Below are 15643 nucleotides of genomic sequence, written 5' to 3'. Positions count from 1 at the left end.
CCTAACGAGTGCCGTTTCGGCCCACTGTCAGGAGGCCTGTGCCGTCTGGTAGAGGTTCTGGGCGTCGGCGCCGAAGTACGGGCCGTACATCCGGTTCGGCAGGAAGTTGTACTTGAAGCTGTTCACCGAGGACAGCAGCCCGGTTCCCGTGGACTCGTTGAACTTGGTGAACCACGGGCCGCCGCTGGAGCCGCCGGTCATGTTGCAGTTCATGCCGTGGTCGTTGGAGAGCAGGAAGTCCCGGCTGGTGTTGCCGCTGCAGTAGATGAACTTCTCGCCGTCGTAGGGCGAGGCGGCCGGGAAGCCGAAGGAGTACATGGGCAGGTTGTAGCCGGTGTTGAAGGCCAGTCCCTGACCGCCGACGACGTCCGTCAGCCGCTTGCCGTCCAGCGGGGCCATGACCGCCGCGCCGATGTCGTAGTTGATGTCCTCGCTCGCGGTCCACTGCGGGGTGGACAGGGTCTTCGACGCGGTCCAGCGGCCGTAGGGGGCCTGCCCGTCGTGGTAGCCCGGCACGAACACGAAGTTGGTGTGCCAGGCGCCCTCCAGCTTCACGCAGTGGCCCGCCGTGATCACGGTGCTCTTGTTGGCGCTGGTGACGGCGTTGCCGGAGCAGGACGCCGTACGTCCCTGGTAGGTGAAGAACACCCGTCCCGCGGTGGACACGACCGCACCGCCGCCGGTCCACTGTCCGCCGCTGTTGGGGAAGGCCAGCAGGCCGATGTCGGCGGCGGCCTTGCCGAGGGCCTTGGCCGGGGCGCTGGGCGCGATCGTGGTCGCCCGGCCCTTGAGGGGTGCGGAGCCGCCGTCGATGTGGCCGTTGACGTCGATGAGGTCGAGCGGGGTCGCCGCCCGCATCCGTTCCGGGGTCCAGAAGTCACGGGCCTGCTTCTGCGCGTCCGCCGAGACGGAGCTGACGCCGGCTGGGGTGTCGGGCCTCGGCGCGGCGCCCGCGGGTGTGGCCAGGGCGCCGGCGGTGAGCAGCGCGGTGACGCCGACGAGGGTGCCGAGGAGGGGGCGGGGTATGCGGGTGACGCGGGGTGTGCCTCTCACGCGTACTCCTTCTGCTTCTGCGATGTGGGGACCGGGCGACCGGACGGGCCGCCCGGCTGACAGGCAGTCGGTGCGAGTGCGGAGTGGAGAACCGGGAGGCAGCGTGCCAACCCCAGCGCCGTTTTGGAAGAGCGCATGCCAAAACAGAGTGCGGGCGCCCTTTCTCGGCGCCGGGCTCACTGCGTGACGGGGGCGCCGCCGGCGCAGCCCGGTGGGTCGTACGTCCAGCCCCAACTCGGGTCGTACGACCACCCGTCGGCGCGCCGGTAGACCCGCCCGCCCCACTGCGCGTCGCTCTGCCGCGCCGCACCCCACTGAGCCTCACCCGACCGCGCCGCACCCCACTGCGCCTCACCCGACCGCGCCGCACCCCACTGCATCTCGCGCCACTTGGCGGCGGCGAGCACGGCCCCCCTGGCGAGCCGGGCCCCTGACGGTGTGCTGAGGCGATGCGCGAGCGGCCGGTGCTCGCGCAGGGCCCACAGGGTGACGATCCAGGCGGCGGCGCCCCGGTAGACCTGCCCGGCGTCGCCGACGACGGTGATCTCGCCGAGCGTGGCGCCGTGGTCGAGGCCGGGGTGGCGCCGGCGGGCCTCGTCGGACCCGGCCGGCACCAGCTCCAGCGGCACCAACTGCGGCTGGCGTACGAGCCAGTCGCGCAGGTACGTGCACAGGGAGCACTCACCGTCGTAGAGGACGGTCAGTCGGCGGACGGGGGCGCCGGTCACCGGTTCACGCCCCGGCCGACGGAGTGACCCAGCCCTGCGGCGCGACCGGCGGCACCTGCTCCCGCTCCAGCACGCCACGCCGCCGGATCTTGTTGAGCACGTAGACGTTGCCCAGGTGCATCACGCCGAGCACCAGCAGCACCACGCCCAGCTTGGTGGACAGGGCCTCGAAGATGCCGCGGGTGTCGACGACGGTCTCGTCGTCGCTCAGGTACAGGGCGACGAAGCCGAGGTTGACGAGGTAGAAGCCGACCACCAGAAGGTGGTTCACGGCGTCGGCGAGCTTCTCGTTCCCGCGCAGGACGTCGGCGAGGAAGATCCGGCCGTTGCGGCTGAGTGTGCGGGCCACCCAGATGGTGAGGGCGATGCTGACGACGAGGTAGATGACGTAGGCGATGACCGTGCGGTCCATGGCGCCTCCCCCTTCTTGAACGCGTTCAAAACGTTGCCAGGGAAGACTGTAGACCTGCCTTTGAACGTGTTCAACTCAAGGGGGTGAGGGCTGCGTCACGTCCGTTCAGGAGTCCCGTCCCGCCCGTGCGGGGAGTGTCGTCAGGGCCTGCGCCCGAGTTCCGGCCGCTTGGAGTAGTCCGTGAACCCGATGACGTTCCCCCAGGGATCGGAGATCTCGACGGTCCAGCCGGTGACCACGGGGGCGGGCTCGTCGATCAGCGCGATGCCCGCGTCGCCCAACGCCCGCGCAGCCGCCCGCGCATCCGGCACCTCCAGCCACACGCGCGGGGAGGGCCACGGCGGCGGCCGGTGCCCCAGTGCCTCCTCCTGCCGCAGCAGGATCCCCGGGGTCTCGCCCCCGACCTTCAGCAGCGCGATCCCGGCCTCGTCGAGCCGGAATCCCACCGTGAACCCGGCCTGTTCGTAGAACCCGACGGCCTCGCCGATGTCGCCGACCGGCAGCAGCACGTTGTCGAACCCGAGCAGCTCGTACGACTCGTCATCTGACATACCGTCAGGGTAAGGGGATGATCGGTCAGAACCCGTGATTGTCAGTGGCGGCTCGTACTGTGGTCGGCAGGGTCAGGCCTCGCAGCCCCCCCACGCGACGCCGCTCAGCGCGATGTCGTCCAGGCGGATGTCGTACGACGACGGCGTGGGGTCGGCCTGGTAGAGCTGCCGGCCCAGCTTCAGCTTGTCGAAGGTCGGGAAGAGGAAGGAGTCGGAGGCGAGGTGGAACTCCACGCACTGCCACGCGCCGGCCGTCGCCGGCGCCGAGGTCTTCCAGGACGTCCAGTCGCCCGTGGGGCCGAGGTCGGAGCCGGCGCCCCAGAAGTCGCCCCGGTCGGTGGGGGCGTACTGGCCGCCCAGAGGGCGGACGAGCGTGGGCGAGTCCGAGCCGGACGCCTCGGCGATCGTCCAGTGCGCCCAGTCGGAGGCGCTGGGGAACGCGTCGACACGCAGACGCAGGCGGGCCCAGAAGCTGTTGCCGGGGGCGGTCAGCTAGGGGAAGACGAGGAAGGCCCGGCCGTTGCCCTGGGTGCGGATGCGCAGTTCGCGGCCGTGTCCCGTGCCGCTGGGGGCGACGGTCAGGGTGCCGTCTGAGGCGTCGGTGATCCAGCCCCTGCCTTCGGTGACCGGGCCGAGGGGGAGATGGTTGAAGTTCTCCCGTGCGAGAACCGGGGAGAGTGTTGCTGAGGCGGTGGGGGATGCCTGACCAGCGCGGAGGCCGCGGCCAGGAGCACGGCGGCTTTCCTCAGGAGTGACATGGGGACAGCTTGGTGACCAATGGACCTATGAGCCACAGCAGTTGGAGGAGAGAGGGCTGGTTTGTCGTCCAACTTTGGCCTGATCGGGCCGTTGCGGCTCAGCCGTTCGTGTGAGGCTCGCCGGCCTTGAGGAGCTCGGCCACGTCCAGGGCGACCTTGCCGCCGACGGATTCAGGGAGTGTGACCAGTTCGCCGGCGGTGTGGATGTGATGGGTGGCGTAGCTGTCCCGGACCGGGTCCGTCAGGACGTGAAGGCGCTGATGCCGACGGTCGATGATGACGTAGACGGGGATCTTGGCCTTGGCGTAGGAGACGACCTTGGCCCGCAAGTCCGTCTTCCAGTTGCTGGAGGTGACCTCCATGACGAGCCGGAAGCAGGCCGGGTCGTAGCAACTGTTCTCCACGAGGTGATCGCGATAGTCGTCGTCGACCACCGACAGGTCGGGGATCACATAGTCCTCAGGCCCGGTCGGCGGCCAGAGACCGATACCCGGCAGCGGCCGCACCAGGCCGAGCTGTAGGAAGGGGGCCGCGAAGAGCATCAGGGCCCCGGAGTGTGGGCCGTCCCGTGCTGGACTCAAGAGAAGCTGTCCTCCGATGATCTCGACGCGGCGGCCCGGAAGACGCTCCATGATGAGGTTCGCCTCCGCGATCAACGGACGGTCGGCGTGCGGCCGCTCGACAGCTGCTGCGGACATCAGGTGCCTCCCGTGGGCTGGCGTCGAGAGCATCATCGTAGGACGGACCATGCCTGCCCGTCCTTCGCAGCCACGTTCACCCGATGGTGTGGCATATGCCCGAGGGCCCCGCCTCCACCGGAGACGGGGCCCTCACGGACGTACGGCAACCGACCTCAGTACCGGCGCGTGATCAGCGCCTTCTTCACCTCGGCGATCGCCTTCGTGACCTCGATACCGCGCGGGCAGGCGTCCGTGCAGTTGAAGGTCGTGCGGCAGCGCCAGACGCCGTCCTTGTCGTTGAGGATCTCCAGGCGCTGCTCGCCGGCCTCGTCACGCGAGTCGAAGATGAAGCGGTGCGCGTTGACGATGGCCGCCGGGCCGAAGTACTGGCCGTCGTTCCAGAAGACCGGGCAGGAGGACGTGCAGGCGGCGCAGAGGATGCACTTCGTGGTGTCGTCGAAGCGCTCGCGGTCCTCGGCCGACTGAAGCCGCTCGCGCGTGGGCTCGTTCGTGTCCTTCGTGATGAGGAAGGGCATGACGTCCCGGTACGCCTGGAAGAACGGCTCCATGTCCACGACCAGGTCCTTCAGGACCGTCAGGCCCTTGATGGGCTCGACCGTGATCGGCTTCTCGGGGTTGATGTCCTTGATGAGGGTCTTGCAGGCAAGACGGTTCTTGCCGTTGATCCTCATCGCGTCCGAGCCGCAGATGCCGTGGGCGCAGGAGCGGCGGAAGGTCAGCGTGCCGTCCAGGTCCCACTTGATCTTGTGGAGGCCGTCGAGGACGCGCTCCTTCGGGTCGATCTCCAGCTGGAAGTCTTCCCAGGTCGCCTCGGCCGAGACCTCCGGGTTGAAGCGGCGGACCCGGAAGGTGACCGTGATGTACGGGGACGCGGCGGACTCCGCCTCCACCTTGTCCATAACGGGGGTAGCCATCAGTACTTACGCTCCATCGGCTGGTAGCGGGTCTGGACGACCGGCTTGTAGTCGAGACGGACGGTTTCGGTTCCGTCGGCGCCGACCTCGCGGTACGCCATGGTGTGGCGCATGAAGTTGACGTCGTCGCGGTTCGGGTAGTCCTCGCGGTAGTGACCGCCGCGGGACTCCTTGCGGGCCAGCGCGGAGACCGCCATGACCTCGGCCAGGTCGAGCAGGTTGCCGAGCTCGATGGCCTCCAGCAGGTCGGTGTTGAACCGCTTGCCCTTGTCCTGGATCGCGACGTTCCTGTAGCGCTCGCGGAGCTCCGCGATCTTCTCCACCGCCGTCTTGATCGTCTGCTCGGTGCGGAACACCATGACGTTCGCGTCCATGGTCTCCTGCAGCTCCTTGCGGAGCGTCGCCACCCGCTCGGTGCCGGTGGAGGAGCGCAGCTGCTCCACCTGGTCGATCACGAACTGCGCCGGGTTCTCCGGCAGCTCGACGAAGTCCGCCGTCTGGGAGTACTCGGCCGCGGCGATGCCGGCCCGCTTGCCGAAGACGTTGATGTCCAGCAGCGAGTTGGTGCCGAGGCGGTTGGCGCCGTGCACGGACACGCAGGCGACCTCGCCGGCCGCGTACAGACCGGGGACGACCGTGGTGTTGTCCGCGAGGACCTCACCCTCGACGTTCGTCGGGATGCCGCCCATCGCGTAGTGGGCCGTCGGCTGGATCGGGATCGGGTCCGTGTACGGCTCGATACCGAGGTACGTACGGGCGAACTCGGTGATGTCCGGGAGCTTGGCGTCCAGCTGCTCCGGCGGGAGGTGGGTCAGGTCCAGGTAGACGTGGTCGCCCTCGGGACCGCAGCCGCGGCCCTCGCGGATCTCCGTGTAGATGGAGCGGGAGACGACGTCACGGGAGGCGAGGTCCTTCATGACCGGCGCGTACTTCTCCATGAAGCGCTCGCCGTCCTTGTTGCGCAGGATGCCGCCCTCACCGCGCGCACCCTCGGTCAGGAGGATGCCCATGCGCCAGATGCCGGTCGGGTGGAACTGGAAGAACTCCATGTCCTCCAGCGGGATGCCCCGCCGGTAGACCGCAGCCTGGCCGTCACCGGTCAGCGTGTGCGCGTTCGACGTCACCTTGAAGAACTTGCCGCAGCCGCCGGAGGCGTAGATCACGGCCTTCGCCTGGAAGACGTGGATCTCACCGGTCGCCAGCTCGTAGGCGACGACACCGGCGGACTTCTTGACGCCGTTCTCCTCGGTGATCAGCTGGTCCAGGACGTAGAACTCGTTGAAGAACTCCACGCCGTGCTTGACGCAGTTCTGGTACAGCGTCTGCAGGATCATGTGGCCGGTGCGGTCGGCCGCGTAGCAGGACCGGCGGACCGGGGCCTCACCGTGGTTACGGGAGTGACCGCCGAAGCGGCGCTGGTCGATCGTGCCGTTCGGCGTGCGGTTGAACGGCAGGCCCATCTTCTCCAGGTCGAGGACGGAGTCGATGGCCTCCTTCGCCAGGATCTCGGCGGCGTCCTGGTCGACCAGGTAGTCACCGCCCTTGACCGTGTCGAAGGTGTGCCACTCCCAGTTGTCCTCCTCCACGTTGGCCAGCGCGGCGGCCATACCGCCCTGCGCGGCGCCCGTGTGGGAGCGGGTGGGGTAGAGCTTGGTCAGCACGGCGGTGCGGCTGCGCTTCGTCGACTCGATGGCGGCGCGCATACCGGCGCCACCGGCGCCGACGATGACGGTGTCGTACTTGTGGATCTTCATGAGTGGTTGCCTCAGCCCCGTGCCTAGCGGATGTTCGGGTCGAAGGTGAAGATCACCAGCGTGCCCAGCAGGATGGTGAACACCGTGGCGGTGTAGAGCAGGCCCTTCAGCCACAGCCGGGTGTTCGCGCGCTCCGCGTAGTCGTTGATGACCGTGCGCAGGCCGTTGGCGCCGTGCAGCATCGCCAGCCACAGCATCAGCAGGTCCCAGATCTGCCAGAAGGGGGACGCCCAGCGGCCGGCCACGAAGGCGAAGCCGATCTTGGACACGCCGCCGTCCAGGACGAGCTGGATCAGCAGGTGGCCGATGACCAGGACGACCAGCACGATGCCGGACAGGCGCATGAACAGCCAGGCGGCCATCTCGAAGTTGCCCCGGGTGGGCTTCGGGGTCTTCTTGGTGCGCTTGCGCGGGGCCTCGATGTAGGGGGCCGGGTTGTCGACGTTGTAGAGGGACTCGCCCTCGACCGGGCCGATCCCGGATGCGGTGGTTTCAGTGGTGGACATGCGCGTCAGCTCCCGAACAGTTCACGAGCGGCGTGGCCGAGGACGGGGTAGATCGCCCCGAGCATCAGCACGAGCCAGAGGCCGACGACGGACCAGAGCATCTGCTTCTGGTAGCGCGGGCCCTTCGACCAGAAGTCGACGGCGATGACACGCAGGCCGTTGAGCGCGTGGAAGAGGATGGCGGCGACGAGGCCGTACTCCAGCAGCGCGACGATCGGCGTCTTGTACGTGGCTACGACCTTGTCGTAGTCCTCGGGGGAGACACGGACGAGGGCGGTGTCCAGCACGTGAACGAACAGGAAGAAGAAAATGAGGACGCCGGTGACTCGGTGAGCCACCCAGGACCACATTCCTTCCCGGCCGCGGTACAGCGTTCCAGCCGGCACGGAAGTTCCTCCGGGAGCGGGGATTGGGGCCGCGCCGGCTTGTGCTGTCGGTCGGGCCCGGCCGGGTACGGTCCACCGGCCCCCAGCATCGTAGCGATGCGCTGCCGCTGGGCTGAGCCCGGGTCTGGTGGTGTGATCAAACTGGCACGCGGATGGGTGATTTACGGCTAATGGGGTGGTTTGCTCGGTTATTTGCCGAGTGCGGTGCCGTTGGGGCTTGTTGCGCAGTTCCTCGCGCCCCTGAGGGCGCGGACCAACCGCCCTTTTGCCAGGCGCCGGAGTTCCTCTGCGGTAAGGACTCGTTCCTCTTCCGGGTCGTTTGTCAATCGTGACCTGATGGCCGCCAGCACGTGGTCAAGCGTTTCTTCCGGGGGTACGTCGTCCAGGCAGATGACGAAGACGTGTCCGAACTTGGCCTCGTATGCGGCATGCGCGGCGTTAAGTGCTGTATATGCCGCGCCATACACGCCCTCCGGCAACACGGGGAGCGTCTCGGCTGCCAATGCCCCCGCCAGATCCCCCGGCGTCAAGTCGTACGCCGCCTCGTCCGAGGCTGCCAATAGAGAGTCGACGTCGGGGTAGGGGCGGTGGGCGGCCAAACGTTCGGCCCAGCGGACGCTGCGAAGGCAGGCCAGAAGGAGTGCGCGAGCGTCGTCGGCGGGCGCGGTGTTGAAGGCGTCCAGGACGGTGGGCAAGGACGGTATGGCGACTCGGCCAGGAAGGTGTGTGGGCGTCACGTGGGTTTCGGCAGGGGATTCTGGGAGAGGAGTGGCGCCACGTTACCGAGTGTGGACGTGAGGTGTCCGACGGATGCCCGAATTTCAGTCGAACGGGAGAGTTTCGGAACGTGTGGTGGACGTCCATGGTCCTCACAGGGCCTAGGTTGGCGCCGTGAGCCAGCACAAGCACAGGCGCCGGGCGCCGGCGAAGAGGGCGCTGAAGCAGACGTGGGTGCTGATCGTCGCGGTGGTCGTCGTGACGGTCGCGGCCGGGGTGAGCCTCGGGCTGCTGGCCACCGGCGACGACGGAGGGCCCGCCGGGTCGGAGCAGCGGCGCACCGCCCCGGGCACGTCCGAGGCCGCCTCGCCCTCCGCCCCGCAGGGGAGGCCCAGCCCGACTCCGTCGCCCACCCGGTCGTACCCGCTGTCGCAGGCTCCCCGGACCATCCCCGCCGTACGTTCCCACACCGCCGCCCGCGGGCCCGGCTGGCGTCCCGCGCAGGGCGAGCGCGTCGTGGTGAGCGACGGCGAGCTCGCCGACGAGGGGCGGCTCATCGCCGGTGAGCTGGGGCTGACGTACGCCGGCGAGAAGGACGACGTGCGCGCCGGGGACGTACGACTGGCCCTCAACGACGACGAGGGCGCGGACCCGGAGTCGTACACCATGACCGTGCGCGGCGGGCGCGTGACGATCAGCGGGCCGGGTGAGGCGGGGGTCTTCTACGGGACGCGGACGCTCAAGCAGGAGGTCCACGGCGGGGGCACGGCGCCGGAGGGGGTCGTGCGCGACGAGCCGGCCAAGCCGGTGCGCGGGTTCATGCTCGACATCGCCCGCAAGCACTTCACCGCGGACTGGATCGAGGACCGGGTGCGGGAGCTGGGGGACCTGAAGTTCAACCAGCTGGGTCTGCATTTCTCCGACGACCAGGGGTTCCGTATCGAGTCCGACTCGCATCCCGAGGTGGTGTCGCGGCAGCACCTCACCAAGGCGCAGGTCAGGAAGATCGTCCAGCTGGCGGCCAGTCGGCACATCACCGTGGTGCCCGAGATCGACTCGCCCGGGCATCTCGGTGCGGTCATCGCCGCGCATCCCGACCTGCAGCTGCGCAATGTGCGGGGGGTCGCGACGCGCGGCGCGATCGACATCTCCAAGGGCGAGTCCGCCGAGATCGTCGACGACCTGCTCAACGAGTACGTCGACCTGTTCCCCGGGAGCCAGTGGCACCTCGGCGGCGACGAGTACCAGGCGCTGGTCGTCTCCGACCCCGAGGCGTCCTACCCGCAGCTCGCCACCGCCGCCCGCGAGGCCCACGGCGCCGGCGCCACCGTCGCCGACCTCGCCACCGGGTGGCTCAACGACCGCGCCGACACCGTCCGCGCCCATGACCGGACGGTGCGGGCGTGGAACGACGGGTTCTTCCGGGACACCTCCGTCCAGCCGGACAAGGAGATCCAGGTGGCGTACTGGACGGGCAAGGAGATCGGCGCGCGGGTGCCCGTGGAGTATCTGAGGGCCGGGCGCGAGCTGATCAACTACAACGACGAGTTCCTCTACTACGTGCTGGGGGAGCCGCAGACGTTCGTCTATCCGACGGGCGAGCGGATCTACGAGCAGTGGACGCCGCGGGTGGTGCGGGGCACGGTGGCCGTGCCGGGGACGTACGACGACCAGATCCTGGGCGGGTCCTTCGCGGTCTGGTGCGATCTGGCGAACGCGCAGACGCAGGCGCAGGTCGCGGCCGGGATCCGGATGCCGCTGCGGGCGACGGTGCAGAAACTGTGGGACGCGGGGCGGCCGGAGTTGTCCTGGGCGGAGTTCAGGGCGCTCGCGGACCGGCTGAGCTGAGCAGTGGATTGGCCCATACGGCTGCGAACCCGCGTACGACTGTGGTGTATTCGGCCCGAGCCGAACCGAACAGCCAGGGGGAACCGGGATGGGCTACTGGGGGTACTTCGTCGTAGGCCGTGGGGAGCGGCCGCTGGCGGAGCTGGAGGTGCTGTCGCGCGCGCAGGGCATGACCCTGCGCGAGGAGGCGCCGGGCGGCTGGCAGGTGTGGGAGTACCCGAGCAGCGGCGGTGACGTCGGGAGCATGAACGCACTCGCCCAGGAGACGGGGGCGCCCGCGCTCTTCGGGTACGTCATGGACAGCGACTGCGTGGTCGTCGAGGCGGCGGCGCCCGAGAGCGGGGCGTGGACGACCTGTCTGGCGCGGGCCGCCATGGCCGGATACCTCAGTGCCGGGAACGAGGGGCTCACCCTTGAGGACTACTTCCTCGAACCCCCCGACGCCGCCGAGCGGGCCGTCGCCTGGGCCGCCGAGGCCGGGCACGAGGTGAACGCCGGGTCACTGCTCGACGTACTCACCGCTGATGCGGATCCTCTGGCCGAAAACCTCTTCTTCCGGCTGCTCGACCGGCTCGGTGTGGTGCCGCTGTGACACTCCCGAGCCGTTGCACGCAGTAAGGGGAAGTGCGGGCTCCGTTAAGGAAGGGGCCTGCCAGGGTCCTGTGTGCAGACTCCGACCCTCACAAAAGACCCGCTCAGGGAGGCGTGGATGAGCCTGGTGGAACTGATCGCTCAGGCCGACGAACGCGGATTGGCCGCCAGCGGGTTGGCTTGTTTGGATCGGTGCATGCCGCTGCTGGGCGGTGACGACGAGGTGCTGCGGCCGCTGTGGGCGAACCTCGCGGCCGGCGGGGACCCGGCCGGGTGGGGCGAGCTGCTGGAGCAGGTGCGCGGCAAGCTGGGCATCGCCGATGTCGTGGACGACGAGGACATCGAGGACGAGGCCGCGCTGCTCGCCCGGCGGATGCTGGCCGCGGCCCCGGCCGTCCGGTCCGCCGCCGAGGCGCGGATCTGGGCCGACGCCTGCTCGGTCGCCTCGCTGCAGATACACCGGCTGCTCGATCCCGCCCAGGACGACGCGTCCTCGGGCGACGCCCTGCCTCAGGCGCTCAACTCGGTGCGAGCGGGGGGCACCGCCGTCGAGGGCCGTACGGAGGGCATGTCACCGCTCGTCGCCGCCGAACTGCGCCGCCAGATCAGCGTCCTGGAACTGCTCGCCGGGCATGGCGCGGGCGGGCTGCGCCGGGCGCTGGAGGTCTCCACGGAGGGCCGGCGGGTGCTGCGGGCGGTGGTGTCGCGGCGGGCGCGGGGGAGGGTCTGACCTTCGGCCGGCCTCCCGCTGGTCTCGCGGCCTCCTGCCGGCCTCCCGGCCTTCCCTCGCCCGCTGACCTGCTCGGGCCGTCAGGTCATCAGCCACTTCACCACCGCGTCGCCGTACTGGGCCGTCTGCGCGTAGAAGGCGGTCAGGTCGCGGTGCGTCGCCGCGAAGAGGCCGCGCAGCTCCGTCTCCGCGTCCGACGCGCGGTACGGCCGCAGCAGCTTCGTCCGCGCGTGCCGCCACAGGTCGTCGAAGTCGGCCGACTTGAGGTACGCGGCGACCTCGGTCACCTGGGCCGCGGTGAGCAGCAGGAACGGCGGCACGGCGGAGTCGGCGGGGAACACCGGGCGACCGCCCAGGACCACATGGGTCCGGGGGCCTTCCGGCGCGTGGTTCGGGGGGATGCCGCTGTAGAGGAGCTCGAACTCGCCGTACAGCTTGTCGAGCACCTCCTCGCGATGCCGGCCGATCCGCTCCCGCACGGTGTCCCAGTCGTCCTCGAACAGGCGCTGGAACCAGGTCGCGCTGTTGCGCAGCGCCGAGGGCGGCACCGCGCGGAGATGGAAGTACATGCTCATCGGTGACTGGAGCGCACGGGAGCGGGGAAGCGTCACTCCCGCGTCAACCTGACGGCCGGTAAACCTGGTCCCTGGGGGAGTCCTGTGACCGTCGTGGGGCGGAGGTGCGGCGGTCCTGCACCGGTCCCGGGCAGCCCCCGGATCGGCGTGACGAAAAGCTGTTCGGCCACGCTCTTCCAGGATGTGACGACTCAGCAGGACACCAGGCCCTCGGCTGCGACCAAGCCGGTGCGATGGGCGGCGGACGCGGTGGCGACGATGCGTGAGGGGGCGCGGCTGAGGCTCGACTACTCGGCGCAGAGCCTGTGGCGGGTCGACCGGATGATCGACGAGCTGCGCCGCGAGCGGACGCCGTATGCCGCCGTGGAGACCATGCTGCGCGGTCTCGGCGCGTACGCCGGTGAGGTGATCGTCCGTCAGACCGGCGCGGAGTGGTGGACGGCGGGCGGCGACCACTGGATCCGTACGCCCGACGGACGGATGTGGGATCCGATCGACGAGGCGCGGCGGTGTTTCGCGGGCGACGGGTCGCTGCGGTTGCTGTGCCGGGACGCGACGGAGGCGGCCGGTCCTCGGACCTGATCCGGCGGAGCTGACGCCCGCAGGACATGACTCGGCCGGGACCCCGTGCGGTGGACGGGGTCCCGGCCGAGTGCGCGCCGGTGGGTGTTACGGCGTCAGCGTCTGGCCCAGGTGGGCGTCGGTCGGGGTGCCCAGCGTGGTCTTGCTGTAGATGACCGCCTGCTTGTAGCCGAGGCCCGTGCTGTTGCTCGGGATGTGCAGCAGGATGCCGTCCGTGCCGTCCTCGCCCTCCGCGCCGAACGTCAGGTCGGCGCGGCCGTAGCCCGACAGGTCCGTCAGCGACACCGCCGAGCCCAGCAGGTCGCCGGACTCCGCGCTGCCGGGGACGTCCGTGGTCTCCTGCGAGATACGGATCGAGCCGGTGCCGGTCAGGCCGGATGACGTGCCCTTGACCAGCAGCGCGTCACCCGCGTTGGTCTGGTTCACGCCGCTGCGCGGGAAGTCCTCGCCGGGGACGCCGGTGAGGGCGTCGGCGAAGCCGTCGGCGTTGTAGTCGCCGACCGAGACCGAGGCGCCGAACAGGTCGCCGGACTCGTTGCCGCCCGCGACGTTCGCCGTGTCCTGGTGGATCGTCGTCATGCCCGTGGTGGTGAAGCCGGTCGACGTGCCGGGCACCATCGTGATCTGGCCGCCCGACAGACCGCCCGACTCCGAGGCCACCGGCTGGCCGATGACGATGTCGTCGTAGCCGTTGCCGTTGACGTCACCCGCGGCGATGGAGCGGCCGCCCTTGACGGAGATCACGCCGGCCTTGGTCAGACCGGTCGCCGAGCCCGCGAAGCGGACCACACGGCCGATGCCGCCGGTGTCACGGTAGTTGAGGGCGACGTCCGCGTAGCCGTCCCGGTTGAAGTCGCCGGTCGCGGCGTCCAGGTAGGCGACCGCGCCCGTGGCGGAGGTCAGCGTGCCGGTGGCCGTCGTGCCGCCGGTCAGCTTCGCGTTCCAGTTGCCGCCCTTGCCGGTGCCGGCCGAGAACACGTCCGCCTTGCCGTCGCCGTTGAAGTCGCCGACGGTGACCGTGGAGCCGAGCTTGGCCCCGGCCGCCGTGACGCTGCCCGACGTGGAGTACGAGAAGCCGGAGTCGAGCCCCGGCCCGTACAGCACGGTGACCGAGCCGCGGTCGGCGTTGCCGCTGGTGTCGTCCTCGCCGGGCGCGCCGATCGCGAGGTCGGCGTAGCCGTCGCCGTTGACGTCGCCCCACGCCGTCGAGGCGCCGAAGTTGTCGCCGGACTCGTGGCCGCCGGGGACGCCGGTGCTGTTCTGGGTGATCGTCCGCTTCGAGGCGGTGACCGGGCCGTCGATGCCGCCCGGCACGACCGTGAGGGTGCCGCCGTTGCTCAGCGCGCGGGGCGTGCCGGTGACCAGGTCGGTGATGCCGTCACGGTTGTAGTCCGTGGTGGCCAGGGCGTGCGAGATGCCCGGGGTCTTGGCGACCTGGGCGATCCGGCTGAGCTTGGGGTAGAGGTTGGCGCCGGGGCAGGCCGTGGCGTTGGTGTCCCGGTGGCCGAAGACCCGCGGCAGCGTGATCGACTGCCCCTTCGGGATCTTGTTGCCGCTGTAACCCTGGTCCACGCCGGACGTCAGCGTGACCTTGCCGGTCGGGTCGATGCCGTACATGCCGAACTTCCAGGCGATGACCCGCGAGATCGCGTCCATGCCGGCGCGGCTCGGCTGGGCCGACTCGAAGTTGCCGATGTACGAGATGCCGACCGTGTTGGTGTTGAAGCCGGCGTCGTGCGCGCCGATCACCGGCAGGTCCATGCCGCCGCTGCGGCCCTCGAAGATCTGGCCGCACCGGTCGACGACGAAGTTGTAGCCGATGTCGAAGTAGCCCTGGCTGAAGTGCGCCTGCTGGATGGTGCGCATCCGGGCCCGGGACTCGGCGCAGGACAGGCCGTTGTCGCTGTCGACGCCGGTGTGGTGGATGACGGCGGCCTTGATCTCGGTGCCGTACTCCGGCGTGCCGTCGTAGTCCGTCGAGGCGCCCCACTCGGCCTGCGTGATGATCGGCGGCTTGACGACCGTCGAGGGACGGGGCGCCGGGACCGTCGAGGTCGGGGTGGGGGAGGCGGTCGGGGACGGGGACTGGGTGGGCGTCGCGGTCGCCGTCGGCGTGTCCGTGGGCGCCGGGGTGCCGGGCGCCGTGGCCGGGTCGGTCGGCTCGACCGGTTCCGTGGGCGTGACCGTCTGCGTCGGGACCGGGGACTGCGTGGCCGGTGCCGTGGTCTCCTCCGCGGCGAACGCGGCCGGCTGTATCGCGCCCTCCGGGTCCGTGCCCGGGTCGAGCAGCTTGACGTCCATGCCGGTGGGCTGGCCGGCCGCCTCGGTGCCGTCCGCGTTGACGACCCGCACCTCGATGCCGTCGGAGTCACCGGTCCACACCGACTCCGTACCGCCGCGCAGAGCGGCCCGCTCGCCCTCGGCGCCGTCCGCCTGGCTCGGCTCGATCGTCAGCTTCTGCCAGCCCGACCACTTGCCGGTCTCGATGTCCCGGGTACGCACCTCGGGAGTGCCCTTGGCCTTCGCCTCGGGGTCGTTCCAGGTCAGCACGACCGCGCTGAAGCGGCCGGTCTCCTGCTTGGCCAGGCCCTTGCGGCCCGAGCCGCGATCCTTGAGCTTGAGCGTGCGGATCGACGGCTCGCGGCCGTCCCGCTTGGCGTCGGCCGGCGTGGACGGATCCGCGATCGCGTACGTCACGACGCCGGCACCGCTCAGCACGACGGCGCCCACCGTCAGCCACGCCCGTCTCTTGAGGCTGAGCGGTTTGTACGCATGGGTCCTGCGAGGACTCAACTGTCCCACCCCTAGGAAATGGTCACGGTCGCATCACCTGTCAC

General features: G+C 69.9%; 18 protein-coding genes. 5 read left to right on the top strand and 13 right to left on the bottom strand.

Annotated features, from left to right (window positions below; all coding sequences use genetic code 11):
- Positions 1-27 precede the first annotated feature (27 nt).
- The 5 genes from AQI70_RS18175 to AQI70_RS40795 form a co-directional block, all read right to left on the bottom strand.
- Positions 28-1053, bottom strand: a complete 1026-nt coding sequence (locus AQI70_RS18175) for a trypsin-like serine peptidase (protein ID WP_244181708.1) — start codon at positions 1051-1053, stop codon at positions 28-30.
- A gap of 176 nt (positions 1054-1229) precedes the next feature.
- On the bottom strand, positions 1230-1781 hold the full coding sequence (locus AQI70_RS18170; protein ID WP_062150904.1) for a thiol-disulfide oxidoreductase DCC family protein: 552 nt from the start codon (positions 1779-1781) through the stop codon (positions 1230-1232).
- A 4-nt stretch (positions 1782-1785) separates the two neighbouring features.
- Positions 1786-2193, bottom strand: coding sequence for a hypothetical protein (locus AQI70_RS18165; protein WP_062150901.1), 408 nt, complete (start codon positions 2191-2193; stop codon positions 1786-1788).
- Positions 2194-2333: 140 nt separating this feature from the next.
- Positions 2334-2744, bottom strand: coding sequence for a VOC family protein (locus AQI70_RS18160; RefSeq protein ID WP_062150898.1), 411 nt, complete (start codon positions 2742-2744; stop codon positions 2334-2336).
- A 72-nt stretch (positions 2745-2816) separates the two neighbouring features.
- A complete protein-coding gene (locus AQI70_RS40795; RefSeq protein ID WP_341845957.1) occupies positions 2817-2978 on the bottom strand; it encodes a hypothetical protein in 162 nt (53 codons plus the stop codon).
- A 139-nt stretch (positions 2979-3117) separates the two neighbouring features.
- Here AQI70_RS40795 and AQI70_RS40790 point away from each other — a divergent pair, with 139 nt between their 5' ends.
- Positions 3118-3240: a hypothetical protein gene (locus AQI70_RS40790; protein WP_341845956.1), complete on the top strand. Its 123-nt coding sequence runs from the start codon at positions 3118-3120 to the stop codon at positions 3238-3240.
- 360 nt (positions 3241-3600) lie between these two features.
- On the opposite strand, the gene AQI70_RS18150 is transcribed toward AQI70_RS40790, so the two are convergent.
- From AQI70_RS18150 to AQI70_RS18125, 6 genes are all read right to left on the bottom strand, one after another.
- Positions 3601-4200 (bottom strand): Uma2 family endonuclease, encoded by a 600-nt coding sequence (locus AQI70_RS18150; protein WP_062150895.1) that lies wholly within the window; start codon positions 4198-4200, stop codon positions 3601-3603.
- 155 nt (positions 4201-4355) lie between these two features.
- On the bottom strand, positions 4356-5117 hold the full coding sequence (locus AQI70_RS18145; protein WP_062150893.1) for a succinate dehydrogenase iron-sulfur subunit: 762 nt from the start codon (positions 5115-5117) through the stop codon (positions 4356-4358).
- Positions 5117-6871 carry a succinate dehydrogenase flavoprotein subunit gene (gene sdhA / locus AQI70_RS18140; protein ID WP_003998628.1) on the bottom strand — a complete coding sequence of 585 codons (1755 nt, stop codon included), beginning with the start codon at positions 6869-6871 and terminating at the stop codon, positions 5117-5119. The genes AQI70_RS18145 and sdhA overlap by 1 nt, the downstream gene beginning before the upstream one ends.
- A gap of 23 nt (positions 6872-6894) precedes the next feature.
- Complete coding sequence (locus AQI70_RS18135; protein WP_062150890.1) at positions 6895-7377, bottom strand: succinate dehydrogenase hydrophobic membrane anchor subunit; 483 nt, start codon at positions 7375-7377, stop codon at positions 6895-6897.
- 5 nt (positions 7378-7382) lie between these two features.
- Positions 7383-7763: a succinate dehydrogenase, cytochrome b556 subunit gene (sdhC, locus tag AQI70_RS18130; RefSeq protein WP_078504082.1), complete on the bottom strand. Its 381-nt coding sequence runs from the start codon at positions 7761-7763 to the stop codon at positions 7383-7385.
- Between the two features lie 188 nt (positions 7764-7951).
- The gene (locus tag AQI70_RS18125; RefSeq protein WP_062150887.1) at positions 7952-8500 is read right to left on the bottom strand and encodes a 2-oxo-4-hydroxy-4-carboxy-5-ureidoimidazoline decarboxylase; all 549 of its coding nucleotides are present in this window, start codon (positions 8498-8500) and stop codon (positions 7952-7954) included.
- A 214-nt stretch (positions 8501-8714) separates the two neighbouring features.
- On the opposite strand from AQI70_RS18125, the gene AQI70_RS18120 reads away from it, so the two are divergent.
- The 3 genes from AQI70_RS18120 to AQI70_RS18110 all read left to right on the top strand — a co-directional run bounded on the left by AQI70_RS18120 (position 8715) and on the right by AQI70_RS18110 (position 11649).
- Positions 8715-10328, top strand: a complete 1614-nt coding sequence (locus AQI70_RS18120; RefSeq protein WP_062151934.1) for a family 20 glycosylhydrolase — start codon at positions 8715-8717, stop codon at positions 10326-10328.
- A gap of 88 nt (positions 10329-10416) precedes the next feature.
- Positions 10417-10920, top strand: coding sequence for a hypothetical protein (locus AQI70_RS18115; protein ID WP_003998623.1), 504 nt, complete (start codon positions 10417-10419; stop codon positions 10918-10920).
- Between the two features lie 117 nt (positions 10921-11037).
- Positions 11038-11649: a hypothetical protein gene (locus tag AQI70_RS18110; RefSeq protein WP_062150883.1), complete on the top strand. Its 612-nt coding sequence runs from the start codon at positions 11038-11040 to the stop codon at positions 11647-11649.
- A gap of 80 nt (positions 11650-11729) precedes the next feature.
- Here the strand turns inward: AQI70_RS18110 and AQI70_RS18105 are convergent, their stop codons facing one another.
- A complete protein-coding gene (locus tag AQI70_RS18105; protein ID WP_062150880.1) occupies positions 11730-12224 on the bottom strand; it encodes a DUF1877 family protein in 495 nt (164 codons plus the stop codon).
- Between the two features lie 183 nt (positions 12225-12407).
- Here AQI70_RS18105 and AQI70_RS18100 point away from each other — a divergent pair, with 183 nt between their 5' ends.
- Positions 12408-12806, top strand: a complete 399-nt coding sequence (locus AQI70_RS18100; RefSeq protein ID WP_079051381.1) for a hypothetical protein — start codon at positions 12408-12410, stop codon at positions 12804-12806.
- Positions 12807-12893: 87 nt separating this feature from the next.
- On the opposite strand, the gene AQI70_RS18095 is transcribed toward AQI70_RS18100, so the two are convergent.
- The gene (locus AQI70_RS18095; RefSeq protein ID WP_062150874.1) at positions 12894-15599 is read right to left on the bottom strand and encodes an FG-GAP-like repeat-containing protein; all 2706 of its coding nucleotides are present in this window, start codon (positions 15597-15599) and stop codon (positions 12894-12896) included.
- Positions 15600-15643 lie beyond the last annotated feature (44 nt).

Source organism: Streptomyces curacoi, assembly GCF_001513975.1.
Lineage (GTDB): Bacteria > Actinomycetota > Actinomycetes > Streptomycetales > Streptomycetaceae > Streptomyces > Streptomyces curacoi.
This window is presented reverse-complemented; position numbering and strand designations above follow the sequence as displayed.